Annotated in this window: 13 protein-coding genes; 6 read left to right on the forward strand and 7 right to left on the reverse strand. The window is 53.6% G+C overall.

Going from position 1 to position 18,755, the window contains the following annotated elements; translation table 11 throughout:
* Positions 1-63: 63 nt before the first annotated feature.
* From ACMV8I_RS18275 to ACMV8I_RS18285, 3 genes are all read right to left on the reverse strand, one after another.
* Positions 64-8,643 (reverse strand): glycoside hydrolase family 94 protein, encoded by an 8,580-nt coding sequence (locus tag ACMV8I_RS18275; protein ID WP_498866618.1) that lies wholly within the window; start codon positions 8,641-8,643, stop codon positions 64-66.
* A 161-nt stretch (positions 8,644-8,804) separates the two neighbouring features.
* Entirely contained in the window at positions 8,805-9,029 is a 225-nt protein-coding gene (locus ACMV8I_RS18280) for a hypothetical protein (protein WP_498866671.1), read from the reverse strand.
* Positions 9,030-9,212: 183 nt separating this feature from the next.
* Positions 9,213-10,460 (reverse strand): LVIVD repeat-containing protein, encoded by a 1,248-nt coding sequence (locus ACMV8I_RS18285; protein WP_498866619.1) that lies wholly within the window; start codon positions 10,458-10,460, stop codon positions 9,213-9,215.
* Positions 10,461-10,636: 176 nt separating this feature from the next.
* Between ACMV8I_RS18285 and ACMV8I_RS18290 the strand changes: the two genes are divergently transcribed.
* The 3 genes from ACMV8I_RS18290 (at position 10,637) to ACMV8I_RS18300 (ending at position 12,647) form a co-directional block, all read left to right on the forward strand.
* Entirely contained in the window at positions 10,637-11,725 is a 1,089-nt protein-coding gene (locus ACMV8I_RS18290; RefSeq protein ID WP_498866620.1) for an oxidoreductase, read from the forward strand.
* Between the two features lie 168 nt (positions 11,726-11,893).
* Entirely contained in the window at positions 11,894-12,373 is a 480-nt protein-coding gene (locus ACMV8I_RS18295; RefSeq protein WP_498866621.1) for a 2TM domain-containing protein, read from the forward strand.
* A gap of 97 nt (positions 12,374-12,470) precedes the next feature.
* Complete coding sequence (locus tag ACMV8I_RS18300) at positions 12,471-12,647, forward strand: YdcA family protein (RefSeq protein ID WP_498866672.1); 177 nt, start codon at positions 12,471-12,473, stop codon at positions 12,645-12,647.
* Positions 12,648-12,909: 262 nt separating this feature from the next.
* Here the strand turns inward: ACMV8I_RS18300 and ACMV8I_RS18305 are convergent, their stop codons facing one another.
* Positions 12,910-13,185, reverse strand: coding sequence for a hypothetical protein (locus ACMV8I_RS18305; RefSeq protein ID WP_498866622.1), 276 nt, complete (start codon positions 13,183-13,185; stop codon positions 12,910-12,912).
* Between the two features lie 90 nt (positions 13,186-13,275).
* On the reverse strand, positions 13,276-14,001 hold the full coding sequence (locus tag ACMV8I_RS18310) for a DUF3053 domain-containing protein (protein WP_498866623.1): 726 nt from the start codon (positions 13,999-14,001) through the stop codon (positions 13,276-13,278).
* Positions 14,002-14,117: 116 nt separating this feature from the next.
* On the opposite strand from ACMV8I_RS18310, the gene ACMV8I_RS18315 reads away from it, so the two are divergent.
* On the forward strand, positions 14,118-15,215 hold the full coding sequence (locus tag ACMV8I_RS18315; RefSeq protein WP_498866624.1) for a DUF1615 domain-containing protein: 1,098 nt from the start codon (positions 14,118-14,120) through the stop codon (positions 15,213-15,215).
* 370 nt (positions 15,216-15,585) lie between these two features.
* On the forward strand, positions 15,586-15,798 hold the full coding sequence (gene cspE / locus ACMV8I_RS18320) for a transcription antiterminator/RNA stability regulator CspE (RefSeq protein ID WP_034788110.1): 213 nt from the start codon (positions 15,586-15,588) through the stop codon (positions 15,796-15,798).
* 666 nt (positions 15,799-16,464) lie between these two features.
* On the opposite strand, the gene ACMV8I_RS18325 is transcribed toward cspE, so the two are convergent.
* Both ACMV8I_RS18325 and ACMV8I_RS18330 read right to left on the reverse strand, forming a co-directional pair.
* On the reverse strand, positions 16,465-16,665 hold the full coding sequence (locus ACMV8I_RS18325) for a hypothetical protein (protein WP_498866625.1): 201 nt from the start codon (positions 16,663-16,665) through the stop codon (positions 16,465-16,467).
* Positions 16,666-16,794: 129 nt separating this feature from the next.
* On the reverse strand, positions 16,795-18,033 hold the full coding sequence (locus tag ACMV8I_RS18330) for an L-lactate MFS transporter (protein ID WP_498866626.1): 1,239 nt from the start codon (positions 18,031-18,033) through the stop codon (positions 16,795-16,797).
* A 346-nt stretch (positions 18,034-18,379) separates the two neighbouring features.
* Here ACMV8I_RS18330 and ACMV8I_RS18335 point away from each other — a divergent pair, with 346 nt between their 5' ends.
* Positions 18,380-18,745: a hypothetical protein gene (locus ACMV8I_RS18335; RefSeq protein WP_498866627.1), complete on the forward strand. Its 366-nt coding sequence runs from the start codon at positions 18,380-18,382 to the stop codon at positions 18,743-18,745.
* Positions 18,746-18,755 lie beyond the last annotated feature (10 nt).

Here is an 18,755-nt window from a genome sequence, read left to right on the forward strand (position 1 = left end):
TAGGAATGAGAGTCACTTTATCGGGTTCAAAATGTAATGCTTCGGCGTGGAGCGAAATGTGCATCACTCCGCCAGCCACACCTCCACCCTATGGTTTTCACCGTCGTCGATCAGCGGGATCATGCCATCCGCCAGCGGTTGTTCATCCATCATCACCTGATAGGTTCCTTCACCGCGTTTGACGGTGATCTGATACTGGCTGCTGCCCTGCTGATAGGTAAGGGTGACCTGCGGCCAGTCGGCGGGCAGGCGGGTATTGATGGAGATAAATTCGCCGTGGCGTTTTATACCGAGCAGTGATTCGGTGATCAGCCGATAAGTCCAGCCAGCGGAGCCGGTGTACCAGCTCCAGCCACCGCGTCCGTTGTGCGGGTCAACGGTGTAAATATCGGCGGTAATGACGTAAGGCTCGACTTTATAGCGCTCAACGGCATCAGCCGTGAGGCTGTGATTGATGGGATTAATCAGCCGCATCAACTGCCACGCCCGCTCGATATTACCCATCTCGGCGAAGGCCATCACTGCCCAAATAGCGCCGTGAGTATACTGCCCGCCGTTTTCGCGCACGCCGGGCAGATAACCCCGAATATAGCCGGGGTTAGGTCCGTCGCCGTTGAACGGCGGTGTCAGTAATTTAATTAGCCCGGTTTCATCGTCGACCAGCCGCGTATCCAGCTCTTTCATGGCCTGCTGGCTGCGCTGCGGGTCGCCTGCGCCGGAAATTACCGACCAGCTCTGGGCGATGGCGTCAATCTGACACTCATTGTTAAGGTGCGATCCGAGAGTTTCTCCGCTGTCAAAATAGCCACGCAGATACCATTCACCGTCCCAGGCGTTATCGTGCAGATTCTGTTTAAGCGTGGCAGCTTGTTGGCGGCACAGGGCGGCAACGTCCGGGTGATCCAGCCGTTCGGCCAGCGCCGCGAAGCGTTGCAGGACGTTATAGAGGAAGAAACCGAGCCACACGCTTTCGCCCTGGCCCTTGATGCCGACATTGTTCATGCCGTCATTCCAGTCCCCGGCACCCATCAGCGGCAGGCCGTTTTTGCCGAAGTTTAGGCCATGTTTGATGGCGCGTACGCCGTGCTCAAACAGCGATTCGCTAAGCTGACTGAGGGTTGGCTGCTCGTAGAATGACTCCTCTTCCGGTGCCAGCAGGCGCGCTTCGATATAGCCGACCGTTTGCTGCGCGATATCAGTGTCGCCGGTCACGTCGATGTAGTGACACATCGCCAGCGGCAACCACAGATAGTCATCTGAACAGCGGGTGCGCACGCCGTTACCGGATGGCGGATGCCACCAGTGCTGGACGTCGCCTTCGGCAAATTGGCGTGATGCACACAATAGGATCTGCTCGCGCATCCGCTCCGGTGCTGCGTGGGTCAGCGAAAGGGTATCCTGCAACTGGTCGCGGAATCCGAACGCACCGCCGGACTGGTAATAGCCGCTGCGCGCCATGATGCGGCAGGCCAGCGTCTGGTAAATCAGCCAGCCGTTAGCCAGCAGATTGACGGCCGGTTCCGGCGTGGTGATCTGAATTCTATCCAGCACCTGATGCCAGTGGTGGTGGATGTTATCCAGTTCGCGGCGTGCCGCGCCCTCATTGAGGAACTGGCCGATAAGCTGTTCGGCTTCCTGCGCGTTCTGCCCTAAGCCTAAGGCGAAGATGAAGGTGCGTTGGTCGCCGTCAATCAGCGTGGCAGCAGACTGCACCGCACCACAGGGATCGAGCGCCGCGCCGGTTTTACCTGATAGCCTTTGCTGCAGCATACTGGCTGGTGAGCCTGTCGATCCGTTGCGGCCGAGAAACTCGCGGCGGTCGCCGCTCACCGAACAGTGGGCGCCGGTGACCGCAAAGAAGCCGGTGCGATCAGAGCCGTTGCCGCCATAAAGGTTGGTCGCCAGTACGCTGCAACCCCGGTCAGCAGGGCCGGAACGGGTAACGATGTGCATGGAGGATTTAGCGCGCAGATCGGCCATGATCCACTCGACATATCCGGTGGCCGACAGTCTGCGTGGTCGCCCTGAGTGATTACTCAGTGTGAGGATGAACAGTTTGACTGGCGCATGTTCGGCGACGAGCACCGTCAGTTCGCTGTCGATACCGCTTTGGCGGTGCTCGAAGATGCTGTAACCGAAGCCGTGACGCGTGAGGTATTCGCCGTTGCCGCGCACCGGCAACGGCGTCGGCGACCAGACTTCGCCGCTCTCTTCATCACGCAGGTAGAAGGCTTCGCCGGAGCTGTCGCTGACCGGATCGTTCTCCCACGGCGTCAGCCGGTATTCATGTGCATTCTCAAACCAGGTATAAGCCTGTCCGCTTTCGGAAACTACCGTACCGAAATTGGCGTTGGCGATGACATTGGACCAGGGCGCAGGGGTATTTTTACCTTCGCCCAGCAGGATCTGATATTCGCGACCGTCCGGCGAGAAACCGCCTAAACCGTTAAAGAAGGCCAGCGACGCAGTGTCGAACTCACGCGGTGCATAGCGGTTATCCGGCAGTCCAGGCTGCACCACCAGCGGTGGCGGCGTGTTAAGAGGAATTTGCATTTTCTGATTCATCTGGTCGATCAGGCTGCCGTGATGGTCTTCAATGAGAATACTCGCCACGCTCATCAGCAAAGTGCGGTCCTCTAAGGCCATATGCTCGGCTTTACGCACGAAAATCCCGCCCGGCTTGTCGATCAAGCTCGATTCTGCACCCGCGGCCACGCGGCTCATGATCTCGTTGTGTAACTCCTGTTGATAACCGCCCTGATCGTTACTGAGGATCACTAAATCGACGTTCAGCCCCTTCAGTCGCCAGTAGGTATGCGCCTGAATAAGGCAGGTGACCATCAGCATATTTTCATTGTTGGTTACCGACAGCAGCACGATCGGCAGGTCACCCGAGAGGGCGTACCCCCACAGGCCGGACTGCCCGCGCCGGTTGCGGGCCAGCATGTGTGCATCGGCGCGCAGTTCTGCGCTCGGGAACAGCACGGCACTGGCCAGCCGGTTGAACAGGTTAGCGTCATCCTCGTTGGCATTAATTTGGCGCAGCATCACCTGGCTGTGTGACCAGGCCATGTCAAATACGCGGTCGGCAATGTTGTGGTCACGGTACTTCTCCATCAGGGCCAGACTGAGATTTCTTTCTTCTGTAATGCCGTACACCATGTCGATAATGAGCGGAATGCCGGGTTTTAACACTACGCGCTGGCGGATGGCCACGATCGGGTCAAGTACCGGTCCGGCACTGTTACCAAGCGGTCCGTGGGTGCGTAGCGCCTGCGGGTCTGCGGCAGTCTGGCCGCGTCCAATAAAAGCGGCCCGATCAGTCTCGAATGACGTTTCACGGTCGGTCGGGCCGTGGATAGCCATCATATGGAACAGCCACGGGCAGGCTTCATTCTCCTCGCGCGGACGGCGGTGGCAGAGGATCCCTTCACGATCGGCGACCAGTTCAGTCTGAATAAACAGGTTGCTGAAGGCCGGATGCGTCAGGTCATTGGCCGCCGGTGCCAGCACCACTTCGGCATAGGTGGTGATTTCAATGGTGCGTGGCTGGCGGCCACGGTGGGTCAGGGTCATGCGCCGCAGTTCAACGTCATCTTCCGGCGACACCACGATTTTGGTGTGGATAGTCAGCGTGCCTTCGGTGCGTTTGAACTCGACACCGGCGTCGGTAAACACAACCTGATACTGGTTGGCTTTCTTGCCTACCGGTTGCCAGGTGTTGCTCCACATCTCGCCGGACTGCGGGTCGCTGATATAACAGAAGGTACCGCGGTTATCTCGGGTGACATCTTCCCGCCAGCGGGTCAGTGCCAGATTGCGCCAGGTGCTGTAGCCACCTCCGGCCTGCGTCAGCATCAGATGATAGTGGGTATTGGAGAGCAACTGGACTTCCGGGATCGGGCTGTCCACGTTGTCGAACTGGCGGATCTCAACGTTGGCGGTTTTGAGTCCCCCTTCGGCTGATTCAAATTGACGGCGCAGGCTATAGAGTTCAACGGCGTCAGGCACTCGTTCCTGTAACAACAGGCGTGCGGACTGGAACGACGGATTGGCCGCGAAGCGATCCACCATCGGCGCATCGAGCAGCAGATGAGAGAGCGCAAGGAAGCTCATGCCCTGATGGTGCGCCATGTAAGAGCGGACAATCACGTAGGTCTGGCCACGGTTAAGCCGTGAAGGCGAGTGGTCCAGTGCTTCATAGAAGCCGTATATACCGCGCGCGCCCATGTTCTCCAGCACAATCAGGTTATCGCAGGCCTTTTGCGGCTCGACGACCAGCGCCATCAGCGTCGCGTAAGGTGCAATCACCATGTCCTCGCCCAGACCGCGCTTAAGGCCGAGACCCGGTACGCCGAACGCGTGATATTGATAGTTATGGTTCGGGTCGAACGACGCGTAGGCGGATTCAGAAATCCCCCAGGGTATGCCGTGCTCGTTGCCCCATTCAATCTGCCGGTTAACCGCTGCCTTACACATCTGCACCAGCAGCGTATCGGGATAACCCGGCATCACCAACTGTGGCATCAGGTACTCAAACATCGAACCGCTCCACGACATCAGCGAGGGCTGTTTGTCGACTACCGTGAACAGCCGTCCCAGAGCAAACCAGCTTTTTTGCGGCAGTTGGTTGGTGGCAATAGTGAAGTAGTTGGTCAGACGGATCTCCGAGGGCAGCAGGTCATAACTGCCGCTGTCGAGCTTACCAAGATCGCAGTTAAAGCCGACACTCAGCAGGCTGGTGGTACTGTTGTAGAGGAACTTGAAGTCCATCCTGGCGTGTTCAGCCAGCCGCTGTTCCAGTTCGCTTATCAATACCAGACGCTTGCACGCCAGCGTGACCGTCAGGGTGGTTTTCGCCCGGTTCAGGCCAGGTATTTTGCCCTCCAGCCGCGACAGCCATACCAGCGATGGCAGCACTTTTTCGGCCGGTTCCTGTTGCATCCAGCCAAACAGCAGTGCCCATTCCTGACAGAACTCACTCAGTTGCTGTTGCAGCGCACTGAGCCAGCGATGGTCACCGGTGGTGTCATGCAATAGGGTTGAGGTGAGCGTCAGCATGACATTCAGTTCGCCAAACACCTGATGCACCGGTAAGGCGTTGGCATTCATCCAGTGCTGGCGCAACGGTTTGAGCATTTCACGTTTGGCCGTGCCTGCGCCGCTTTCCACCAGATTCAGGGTATCTTCCAGACCGGCGAGTACGCTGGCGATATTCATGGCGGGCTGGTCGCGCATTCTGGCAAAGCCCGTACTGAGGGTCAGCAGATGGCCTGCCAGATTGCCACTGTCGACGCTGGAGATATATCGCGGATTCAGTGGTGCCAGCGTGCGGGTGTCATACCAGTTATAAAGATGGCCGCGAAAGTGCTCGAGTTTGTCGAGGGTATCCAGCGTTCGGGTAGTACGCAGCAGCAGTTCGCCCTGAGTGAGGTAACCGAAGTCCAGCGCCGTCATGTTGGCCAGCAGCGACAGGCCGATGTTGGTCGGCGAGGTGCGGTGAGCAATCACCGGTTCCGGCACTTCCTGATAGTTATCCGGCGGCAGCCAGTTCTCCTGCTGGTTGACGAAGGTGGCAAAGAATGACCAGGTCTCACGGCCGGTCTGACGCAGGAAACGGCGCTGCCTTAGGTTGATGTTGGCCTTCGGGCGTACGGGTGCTTTACTCAGCCAGCTCAGCAGACGCGGTGCCAGGAACCACAACGCACCGAGTGGTACAGCAATAGTCATCAGCATCGGATTGAAATGCATGGTCAGTAAAATCAACCCCACGCCGGCTAGCGGGTTTATCCACATTGCGCGGTAGAAATTCTCCGGCGTCAGTGAAAAGCGTGACTTACTGGCGTCAAAACTGGTCCACTCCTGCAAATGTTTGTGGCTGACGACCAGCCGCCAGAGTGTGACTAAAATTACTTTGAGGGTATAGAGACTCTCATGAGGCAACGTGGCCAGATGCACAACAATGTGTAAAAGGCGGCTCAGGGTGCCGGAAATGACGCTACGAATATGCTGGAGGAGCGGACGGCGTGGCGCTTTGTTGAGCAAATCCAGCACCAGCGCAACGGCGGTGGGGAACAGGATCAGCGTCGCGGTAAACCCCAGCCAGTAACCTGAATTCGGCACCAGTGACGGGGTGGCAAAAATGATCACCAGCAGGCTGGGTGCGACCAAACTGCGGCGCAGGTTATCCAGCAGTTTCCAGCGCGACAGCGTGCTGAGGGGGTTGGCGCAGAGATGGTTATCGGCCTGACGTACGCGCAGGCCTAGCCAGTTGAGCAACTGCCAGTCACCCCGGATCCAGCGTGAACGGCGCGACACATCGACCAGATAATTAGCAGGATATTGCTCGTACAGCACCACATCGCTCAACATTCCTGAACGGGCATAGCAGCCCTCTAATAGATCGTGGCTGAGCACCAGATTCTCCGGACAGGTGTTGGCGGTGGCTTGCTTGAACATATCCACGTCGTAAATGCCTTTGCCGACGAAAGAGCCTTCGCCAAACAGATCTTGATAAATATCGGAAGACATTGATGAGTAAGGGTCATTGCCGGGAATACTACTGCTCATTGCTGCATAACGGCTCTGGCCATAGCGAGGGATCTCCTCGGCCAGACGCGGTTGCAAAATGGCGTAACCCTCCACCACCCGCAACTTTTTCGGGTCATAGACGGGATGGTTGAGCGGATGGGCCATCGCGGAGATCAACTGATGTGCAGTGGCGCGTGGCAGCACGGTGTCACTGTCGAGAGTGATGACATATTTGACGACGCTGAGCTGGTTTTGGGTCGCGCCCACCACGGTGGTGAACTGCTGCGCTTCACCGCGCAGCCAGCGGTTCAGCGCACTGAGCTTACCGCGCTTGCGCTCATAACCCATCCACACGCCTTGTGCCGCGTTGAACTGATTTTCGCGGTGCAGCAGGGTAAATCGATGGCCGCCGCCGTCCGGATATTTGCGGTTGAGCTGATTGATTTGCACGCTGGCATAATCCAGCAGCGGATCATCGGTAGGGCGGAACTGAACAGTGTTGTCGTAGAAATCGGCGACCAGCGCGAAATAGAGATGCGCGTGCTCGTTACCCAGGTAGCAGACTTCAAGGCTGTTGAGCAGAGTATCAATGCCGCTGCGGCTACCGAGCAAACAGGGGATCGCCACCAGTGTGCTGAACTTCTCGGGGATCTCTTCGGAGAAATCCAGTCGTGGCAACGGATGTGGTGTGCGGATGCGAGTGGTGATTTCACTCAGTAAGTTCATGATGAACTGGCTGCACGCGATCACCACCGGTATTGCCAGCAGCCACAATATCCAGTTCATACCCTGTGTATGCGTGCGGAAAAGCAGGTCGGCGGTCATGGCAGTGATCAGCAGGCTTAGGCTGCCGAGCCAGGAGAGCAGTGGGGCTTTATTGAGCTGAGAACGGGAGCGGCTGAGCGGTGAGAAGCGGACCTGCAGATGTTTTTCCAGCGCCTCGCGACCTTTATCGACCAGAAAGTAGCCAACATGCTGCATCCGGCTGCCTGGCGGTGCATTTTCGGTAAGCAGGATGACCTGACGGGCGACGCCGGCTTCGTCATACGGAGAGTGCCGTGCCAGCATCTCGATCACGTGGCGGTAGTTATCGCGGGTGTCAAAATGCATGGTCGGATAAACGCCCGACGGATCCTGATGCAGGATCTGTTCGACCAGACTCATGCTTTCGGCGAAGTCTGCCCAATTCATCTCGTTGAGCTGGCGCAGGCCGGTGATGCTGTTGCTAACGGAGAGTTGACTGACCGCCAGATGCTGGTTAAAACGCGCAATAAGCTCCGCCGTGGTCAGGCCGTCCTCCGCCAGCCGCTGTTCAATCCAGGTTAGCGGCAGCGCCAGCATCGAGCCGTGACCTTGCAGGCGGCGTACCAGTTCAGCGACGAAAGCGTTGGTGCGAGGCGGGTTGGTGCGCGCCATGTCGGCGATAACAATGATAAGTCGGGCCGGATCGTTCTCGGCGGCGTCCTGCATTTTGGTCACCCAGCGATCGGCCAGATTACGCTCCTGCTGGGCTTGGGCGACGTCAATACTCACGCGGCGCAGATTTTCGATCAGCGCCAGGCGAAGCATACCGGGCAACGCCCACAGTTCGCCGAGTTTCAGCGGCGTGACTTTTTGATAGGCGGCGATAAAGCGCGTCAGGGTCGCAGGGTCCCAGTGGCCGTCGCTGTGGGCGATGGCTTCGGTGGCAATGTCATAAATGCGCGGACAGTTATGCGGTGCGGCGAGCGCAGGCAGGCCTTTGCCGAAATTTTTCGGCAGCAGCTGACGCACCAGGCGGATCTGTTCTTCAATCAGATAAAAGTTGTCGAGCAACCACTCACCGGCGGGCGCGATGCTGTTTTTCTCGCCGCTGCTGAGAATATGGCAGTTACGGGTCAGCAGCGTTTCATTTGCGGCCAGCCGTTTTAACAGATAGTAGGGCGCTTTTTTACTGGATAGTTTGTGGGATTGCGCCAGCTTTTCACCATAACGTTCCATCTGATCGGCAGAGAAAAGTTCTGCCGCAATGAGAATATTTTCCTGACTCTCTCTGGTGGTGCGGGGCATTGCGCCCTTTGACACCGGGAGATTTCTTCGATTCTTTAGCCAGACACTGAAAGGGTTTTTCACGCGAACATTCCTTATGCGTACGCAAAAGGACAGGGATCGGTATGGCTGAATGTGTACGTACGCTGAGTGAGTGAAGAACAAGCTGGGAAGCTTCACGGATGGACGGTGCAAGCGACAACCGGTTGGATTAAGCGTAGCAGTGAATACCCTAAGGAGCTGGGCTATATTTCAGGATTGCTGTCTGGCGCTGGTTTGTCTTTCGATACTTTTGACGCAAGAAGAGGATCACCCGCAACAAATTCAAACGTGGGCGATAAATAATAGGGCAGCCAGCCACCGTAGCTGTCTTCCCATTCCCAATGAACAGGGCAGGGCCACAAAATGTCTTCATGCATGATGAAGTAAGTCCATCGACCATGTGGGCGGCGTGGTTTGTCAGTGCTTATAGATTTGATAATGATGTGAACTCCGCAGATGGACAGAGCATATTTTGACCTGCATGGCCTCAGGATTCAACCCTGAACCGCTTCATAGGGCGATTTAACCCAGTGATTGTTGCTGTGAGTCATGCCTGAGAGCGAATTTCCAGTCTCTCCCCTACGAAAATCAGCTGACAGAGGCTGATTTGATCACCCCAGATATTCAATAATCGACAAACCGCCGTTGTAGTCGGTGCTATAAATCATGCCTTGCGCATCGACAAAGACGTCGCAGGACTGGATCACCTGCGGCCGATCTGGGCGTTTGTCCATCATGATCTCCGGTGTAGCAGGAACCAGCGCACCGGTCTCTTTTGGCTGATAAGGGTTGCTGATGTCATAGGCACGGACACCGGCATTCTGATAAGTGGCGAAAATCAGCGTGGAGCTGATAAAGCTACCCGGCCGGTTTTCATGCAGGTTGTGCGGGCCGAAGTGCGCCCCTTTTTTAACATAATCGGTGTCATCCGGCTGTGGGAAGGTGCTGATACTGACCGGATTAGCCGGTTCGCGGATATCGAACAGCCAGATAAATTTTTCACCATCTTCCTGATTGTCCAGCACTGCTTCGTCGAGCACCACTAACAGGTTACGGTCGGGCAGTGGCAGTGCGGTATGTGTGCCTCCACCAAACGGTGGGCTCCAGTTGCGATGGGCGATCAGGCTCGGGTGGCGGCGGTCGCTCACATCCAGCAGCGTCAGGCCGCCGTCGCGCCAACTGGCATAGGCTGTATCGCCGCTGATGATTGCATGGTGCAGCGCGTAGCGTTTGCCTTCCGGCCAGTCCGGTTTTTCTCCTTCAGCAATGTTCATGCCCGGTAACCACCAGCGGCCCGCGACTTCAGGCTTGCGCGGATCGGCTAAATCGATGGTCAGGAAGATGTAGTCGCTGTAACCCTCGAGCAGCGCAGAAACATAGGCCCAGCGTCCGCCGACGTACCAGATGCGGTGAATACCGATGCCGTTAAGCGGCAGAAAGCTGATTTCGCGCGGCCGGTCAGGCATCGAGATATCGAAAATTCGCAGACCGGCGCTCCAGCCGCGATCCTGCACGTCCCTGACGGTCTCACTGACCGAGCGGGTGTAATAAACTTTCTCATCGGCAAAGCGTGCGTCGGCAAACAGATCGCGGGCGTTGATCACCAGCAAGAGATCGTCGTGGGCCTGCAAATGGATATTCCAGGTTCCCGGTGGGGCGGCAATATACCCGGCCGCGCGCGGATTTTTGGCATCGCGCACGTCCACAATGGAAAAGCCCTGCGACACCATATGACCGATGTACGCGAAGCCGCGGTTAACCATCACCTGTACACCATCGGGCCTGCCACCCTGATCGCTGTGACCAATAAGGCGCATATTATGACTGTGATCGGGAGTAGAAAGTGCCGGGGAAGCCATGTAAATCCTTAAAATGGGGTTATTTTCTCAGTCTTCACGGGTTTAAGGTTGTTGGCAATGAATGAAATAACATAAGTTAATACCAAAGAGTATTAGCCATCTGGATGCCTGAAAATGACAGTAGGACCACCGATCGCTTTCGTCACCATTTTTATTTATTCAAGCAGGGGAAATTTATGAGCGATACCGACATCCGCGTTGTTACCGGCCCGGCCAATTACTTTTCTTACCCTGGCGCTATTGAGCGGTTGTCCGACTTCTATTCTGACGACCAACTGGCGGGCGCCTTATGGGTTTATGGACAGCGTGCACTTGAGGCGGCTAAACCCTGGCTACCTGCCGTGTTCGCCACACCGGGCGCAAAACATGTGCTGTTCAGCGCGCATTGCAGTGAAAGTGAAGTGGCACGCATTGTGGCGCAGGCTGGCGAAGATCGTCGGGTGGTGATGGGAGTGGGCGGCGGTGCGGTGCTGGATACGGCGAAAGTTGTCGCCAGAAAATTGGGTTTGCCGCTGGTGGCTATCCCGACTATTGCAGCGACCTGTGCTGCGTGGACACCGCTCTCGGTCTGGTATAACGATGCCGGGCAGGCGCTGCGCTATGAGATCTTCAATGATGCCAATCATCTGGTGCTGGTGGAGCCTGAGATTATTTTGCAAGCTCCCCAAGAATATCTCCTGGCTGGGATCGGCGATACGCTGGCGAAATGGTATGAAGCCGTAGTGCTTAGCCCGCAGCCCGAGCGGCTGCCGCTGACCGTGCGTCTGGGGTTGAATACCGCGCTGGCTATCCGTGATGTGTTGTTAACACAAAGTGAATCGGCCCTGCGAGCGCAGGACCAGCAGCAGCTGAGCCAGGATTTTCTGGATGTGCTCGACGCGATTATTGCCGGTGGCGGGCTGGTGGGTGGGCTGGGCGATCGTTATACCCGCATCGCCGCCGCACACTCGGTTCACAATGGCCTGACCGCGCTGCCGCACACCGATTCTTTCCTGCACGGCACCAAAGTGGCTTACGGGATTCTGGTGCAATCGGCGCTGCTCGGGCAAAATGACGTGGCCCAACAACTGGTGGCGCTGTACCAAACACTGCATCTGCCGACCACTCTGGCGGCGCTGGATGTCGATATTCATCAGCCAGCGCAGATTGACGCACTGATAGCGCGTACGCTGCAATCCGGTGAGTCTATTCACAACTTGCCTTTCGCTGTAGGTGCCGCTCAATTGAGAATGGCTTTTGAGCAGATTGAAACACTGGGAAGATGATTATCCGACCGGATGGTCTTTTGTAGCGCTATTGTTTTCGTCATCGTTGATGCACTGTTTATGCCTGTCTGCACCGTGTCGCTTTGCTGTCAGGTTACTGTCGTGTTGAATGCTTGCCGTTGAATGCATGCTACTGAGGTGTTCAACAATCAGTTAAAGGTGATATCAATGAACCTAAACCGTATTAAGCAATTGAGGGTCTCTCGTGCGTGGTCACAGGAACAACTGGCTGAGCTTTCGTCACTCAGCGTTCGTACTGTGCAGCGTATCGAAAACGGGGAACAGGCCAGTCTGGAAACGTTGGGTGCCATAGCGGCAGCCTTTGACATTAAAGTCGCTGAACTTATCGCACCAGCCGAGATGGACGAAAATACCACGCCGGATCTGGCGCTGGATCAACAGATTCAAGCAGCAAGACGGCAGGTGCGTGATGAAAGTAACTTTTATCGTAGAGTGATCGTCTTCATCATCGTCAATGTGATTTTATTCGTTATTAACCGAGTCACCACGCCAGGCAATCACTGGTTCTTTTGGCCATTGGGGATATGGGGTGGGTTACTTATCTTTCGTGGGCTGCGGGTATTTGTTCTGCGGGACTGGCTAATCCGCTGGCAGCAGGCGAGGTTACAGAAAATATTGCGCAAGTGAAAATAGCGGTGATATGAGTATGAGGTCACATCAGTGAGTGCAAGTGAGGTCTAGAATGTTGAGCAGGAAAATGCCTATTCAACATTTTTATCAAGGAATGAAAGTGAACAAATGCCTTATTGCACTCTTCCTCCTTTTGTTTACATTGACAGCCACCGCTGCGAATACGCCATGTTCTGGCAAAAAAGGCGGTATTTCCCACTGTTATGGTGAGAAATTCATTTGTCATGATGGCTCCATGAGCCAGTCGAAGAAAAATTGTCAGGCCTATTAATCGCATCGCCGTAATAGCAGGAATTATGCTTAAACGCCCAAAATTTCAGAGTGGCAAAATCCTCTTAATGCTCGGAATGATCGCAATGTTGACCGGGTGTGTTGCAGACAACCATTTGTGGGGATTGATACCTACATCCAAGGATGTGTGCACGCATGGACGGGACAGTATTAGTGGAAATTGCAGGGATTAGAGTAGCCAGCAACAACAACGTCAGGCCAGTTTTTCACTGCGCCTGACGTTTTTTTTAGTCCGCGTACTGTCAGGCTTTTGAGCCGGGCAGTAGGGATTGCGCGCATTTGAATACGTCTTCGCGGAATTTCTTTGATGCGTCATCAAGGTCCGGCGTGCTGGCGACATCGGCTTTGCCAGCATCAATGGTCTCATTCACGGCAGTTGTAAAGGCATTGCCGTGCTGTGCGTTAATCACATTGCCGACGGTGCCGAACAGAATGCGCATAGCTGAAATCTGCACCAGCAATTCACGGTTCACGCGTTCCAGCTGATCAATACGTTTGGCCTGAATATCGTCGCTCATGGTTATCTCCTTAAAAGTGATGGCGCACACCTTAACAAAATATCCAGAACAAAAAAAACCGCCTTGCGGCGGTTGAGTCACAATAGTGGTTTAGCGCACCATGCTTTGCATCTGCCCACTGAGCTTGATCAACTCGGCGTTCAGCGGCAGTAACTGCTGCTGAATAGCATTGTATTTATCGAGCGTGGATTGCTTTTCAAACTGTATAATGTTGCCCGAAACAGTGACGCTTTTGCCCTGGGCTTTGATGAAATCTGCTTTCGCGACCACTAGCGTCAATACTTTCGGCACCAGTGTGAACGCCTGTTCGGCCACCTCACTGGGTTGCACGATGACTTTTGTGTAGACCTGGTCATACACCACTTTCAGATCATCCGGCTGTTTCAACGCGGCGTGGCGGGTGTCGACTTGTTTACGCAATATCACCAGCTTTTCACGCCACTTGGTGCTGCTTTCGATCATTTTCTGCAGGTCGTCACGTTTTTCCAGCAGTGTACTCACTGTGGTGGTGGCATTCAGACCGCTGAATACCGGCACGAGCGAGGCATTCATTTCGCTGTTCATCTGCTGGTAGAAATCAGTGATCAGCGTGTAGCCATCGCTGTAAGGGCCAAACTGTTCACGCTCTTTTTCGGTCAGTTTCGGCACAGCAACTGTCTGCTTCGCGAGAATACGTGTCTGCAGGAAATCGATAAACGCTTTACGCTGTGCCGGTTCTTTATCACCGCAGCCGCTGACGGCCAGAATCAGCGTCGCGAGCATCAACGGCAGCATTAAATAGCGTATAAAACGGATATGATTATTGATGTTGTGCATTAATTCCTGTTCCTTGTTTGAAACATCTCAGGCTACAAACATAGACTATACCCGGCATATTTCAATCGGTAAGTATGGGTAACCTCCTATAAAACAGAATGATAACCAGGTTAAGCATGATTCATTATAAATGTAAGCACACACTTTCTCTTGTAGCACTGCTGGTGCTGGCAGGGTGTAGCAGCCAGAAGCAGAGTGAAACCGCGGTGAAGCATCCGGCTGACGTAAAAGCGCAAATTGTCCGCCTGATGCCAGCCAACGTCTCTGACCGGCAGGGTTGGGCCAGGGACATGACAGCGGCTTTTGCCGCGCAAAATATTGCGCCTACCACAGAAAACATTTGCGCGGTGCTGGCGGTGACGGAACAGGAGTCTAATTTTAGCGTCGATGCGCCGGTGCCTGGCCTTGGGAAAATTGCATGGAAGGAAATTGACCGGCGTGCCGACGCGGTCCATGTGCCGAATTTCGTGGTGCACACTGCGCTGATGCTGAAATCACCCAACGGTAAGACCTACAGCGAGCGGCTGGATAAGGTGCGCAGTGAGAAAGAGTTGAGCGCCATTTTTGACGATTTCATCAACATAGTACCGATGGGGCAGAGGCTGTTTGGCAATCTTAATCCGGTGCATACTGGCGGGCCTATGCAGGTGAGTATTGCTTTTGCCGAGGCCCATGCCAAAGGTTATCCGTATGCTGTCGAGAGTACGATCCGACATGAAGTGTTCAGCCGTCGCGGCGGGATGTATTTTGGCATTCTGCATTTACTGGGGTATCCAGCCAGTTACAGCCAGACGTTGTACCGCTTTGCCGATTTCAATGCCGGGTGGTATGCCAGCCGAAATGCCGCGTTTCAGCGTGCGGTCAGCGTTGCCTCGGGTATTCCGCTGGCGCTGGATGGTGACCTGATTAACTTCGGTACCGATAAACCTGGTTCGACGGAACTGGCTGTGCGGGTGCTGGGCAAACGTCTGAGCATGAGCAATTCTGCCATTCGGCGTGCGCTGGAGAAAGGTGATCAGCCAGATTTTGAGCAATCGTCTTTATATAAACAGGTGTTTGCGCTGGCTGATAAAGCCACCGGCAAGCGTCAGCCACGGGAAATGTTGCCGGGCATCCAGCTGGAAAGCCCGAAAATCACCCGCAAGCTGACCACGGCCTGGTTCGCTAAGCGTGTCGATGAACGGCGGCAGAAGTGTGTGGCGAATGCCGGATGACATAAGCTATCGACCCTGCGGAGCCCTGTTAATAGCGTCAGCGGTGCGACGGGACGTTTATTCCCCCTCTCAGGGTGTTAACAAATAGACGTCCAGCGGTTTATAATGCTAAAGAATAAAGGTTATCCTGTTAATATAATATGAAATAAAGCTTGCACCAAAAAGTTATCTATGTGTAAATAGCTGCACGGTTTGTCGTTAAGACCTATTTATGAAAGACATTTTAGTAAAGCAGTTCCTGGTCCAAGTGATATAACAAATCTCTTCTCCGACGAATTTTCTTCTCTAGTGCCCCCATAAGTAACTCATAATAAAAACAGACCCTCATTGCCTATGGCATCTAAAAATAAAATCGAAGAAGGTATTTCTTATGTCTAATAAAATGACTGGTTTAGTAAAATGGTTTGACGCTGGTAAAGGTTTTGGTTTCATCAGCCCTGCAGACGGCAGCAAAGATGTATTCGTACACTTCTCTGCAATCCAGAGCAATGATTTTAAAACCCTGGACGAAGGCCAAAACGTTGAATTTACCATTGAAAATGGTATGAAAGGCCCATCAGCCGGCAACGTAGTCGTACTGTAACATTCGACTGTCATAATGTTTTTAACCTGCAATAGCGATGATGGGAATAACCCGGAGCAGACAGGGAAATAATTAAGACAGCGGTTACTACGATATAAATAAACCTCGGTGAAAATCGGGGTTTATTGCTCTCTGCAGTTATGTTTTTTGCTTCATCTGTTTACCAACAGAAAAGCCGGTTTACTCTTTATCTTAATCTGTTTTTTATCGGATAAATAAGAGACTTATAAAGAGCCGATTTTTCTGTTGTGAAACAGTCATGCTCAGACTGCGCAATGTTGGAGTGTTCGATGAACGCTTGCGCCACAATGTGACGGCCGGGAAAGTTACCGGCACTTATAAATAGAAGCTGCGCCCAGGCGCGGCTTTTTTGTGTTTTTTTCGTCCCTCTCCTTTTTTTCTTTTAGTTCATCAGATTCACTTACCTGGCAAATTAACGACAAAAAAAAGCCCGCACAAGGCGGGCAAAATAACAGGGTTCTACAAGGGTTTTCTACACAGGGACATCACACAACTTCTTGATGGCTCTAAGTTACCAAACGCTCTGTATGTTTTTGTCATCGCTCAGTAAGGTTTAAGCAGAAGATGTAAAAACAGTCTTTAAGGTTTAAATCACTTCTTTGATCTTATGATTTCGTCCCCGCGATCTGTGCTGCGGTCTGAGGATTAATTCAGGGTATCGACAGGAGCAGACAATTTATTTTGAGCACTGGCACTGATAGTTGTACTGAGCGGTTCGCCGCCTTCATGTGCTTTACGGCTCAGTTCGGATGCAACATCCCGGGCGGTTGATGGCTGCGCTGCAATGCTGTTGAATGTCAGAGTGCTGAAAGTCAGAATGAAAAGTACGGCGATAGTGCGGTTCATTGGTACGTATCCGATCAAAATAGGGGTAAATTATGCAGAGGAGCGCGCTGAGTGATAACCATCTAATTAATAAGAAAAGGGAGCGAATTATGCTCCCTTTTTTCATTTTAACTGCTCACAAAAACTGGCCTATGCATGCTGCGGCGCATTATGCCTTTGTTCCGACTTATTAGGTAAGCTAATTGTGGCAGACAGAATTAACGACACAATCAATAGAACAGTAATGAAGGTGAATGTCACCACGAAACCGCCGAACAGGGAGGCAATCAGCGAGCCCATAACGCTGCCGATACCGAAACCAAGGTACAGCAGGCCGTAGTTTTTGGTCAGATTATTCAAACCAAAGAAATCGCTCACCAGTGAAGGATAAACGGTGATGGTACCGCCGAAGCTGAAAGCGACGCAGGCAATGGAGATAAAGAACAGCGTTTCATTCATGCTGGAAAACAACAGGATGCTCATGCCAACCAGGGAAATGACCTGCGCCATTGAGATAACCCGGATACGCGCCATTTTGTCTGACAACACGCCGAGGATCAGGCGTCCGCTTAGGTTGGCAATCGCGATGACGGTCACCGCATTGGCCGCAGTTATCGCATTCAGATGGACCATGCCTTCACCGATATCTTTCGCCACGCCGATGACATACAGACCGCTCATGCAGGCCGTCAGGAACATCAACGCCAGCATCCAGTACTGTGGCATACGAACGGCTTCAGCCAGCGTAAAGTCGCGGCTACTGGTCAGGCTATCTTCATCACAGGTGATAGTTTGTGCGGCCTGTTTTGGCGCATCAGTCATCATCAGACCACCAATAATGATCATCACCATTGCCATCATGCCCCAGATGATAAAGGTGTTTTCCAGCGTGTTGACTGCCAGTAAATGCCCACAAATGAATTTGAATCCCAAACTGCCGAGACCATAAGCACCGATGGCACAGGCGGAAATCACCCCTTTGCGTTCCGGAAACCATTTCACGCAGTTGGAGAGGGTCATCAGATACCCGGCGCCGTCGGCCAGACCAACCAGCACACCGGCGCTGAGATACAGCATGATCAGGTTGTTCGAATGGGCTGTCAGGGCAAAACCGACCGCCATCATCACACCTGCCGCCATGGTGACTTTTTTCACCCCGAAGCGATCCTGAAGTTTACCGGCGACGGAAGAAGCAATCGCCAGACCCAGACTTAACAAACCGAAAGAGAACGCAACACGACTGATCGGCTCATCCAGCTTCTGCGACAGCTGGCCGTTGAACAGACTCCAGGTATAAACAGAGCCAAGGGCAAACTGGGTAATAATGGTGCCGAGCAGCGTCAGCCAACGGGTACGGTTGTAGTTCTGCATGCCTGATGTGTCACTCATAGTGGGTTCTCCCGAGCGAAGTAAAGTCAATTAATCTGTTGGTATGATAAATCGATCTTCGTCAGGCGATCCGTTTGCGGCATGAGATGCATGCGTTGCGGAATGAAATGCACAGAAGACGGTATGAACGGCGTTTTTTGGTCCATATCAGGTCGATAATTGCAGTTAAAACGTCCTTGCAGGCCAGTCAGACCGCGGGTTTTGTTTGATCTGGGTCATGCTTTACGGTGTTAGTTTTAGGGCTTCGCTCCTCATCACCCCAACATGAATATTTTTTCGCCAACCCCTTTCTATAAAAGGCCTAAGTGGTAGGATGTGCCGCAACTTTCACGATAGGAATATTCTCATGTTCAGGTTGTGTGCTTTGGTGGCGGTTTTGCTGGCACTGACTTCTTTTTCAGTCTCTGCAGTTACGGCGTATAAATGTGTGCTGACGCACAATGTGCAGGCGGCGGACGGAACGGAAACTGCAGATGTGATCAATAAAGATGCGCATGTTTTTGATGCGGGTAATACTTTTACCTTCTCACCGGATGGTACCAAAATGATCACCAGCCCGGAGTTGACCGATATTATTGGTCAAAATAACCAGCCGATGAAAGCCGGGACAGAAGATAACCTGATGTATATTCATGTTAAAAATAGCTTTGTTGTCGCCACTGAGACTGAAGGATACGTCTATGGCGACTGCGTGCAGGTCAGTACCCAATAGGCGCTGACAG

It is taken from the genome of Ewingella sp. S1.OA.A_B6 (assembly GCF_049889095.1).
GTDB lineage: Bacteria > Pseudomonadota > Gammaproteobacteria > Enterobacterales > Enterobacteriaceae > Ewingella.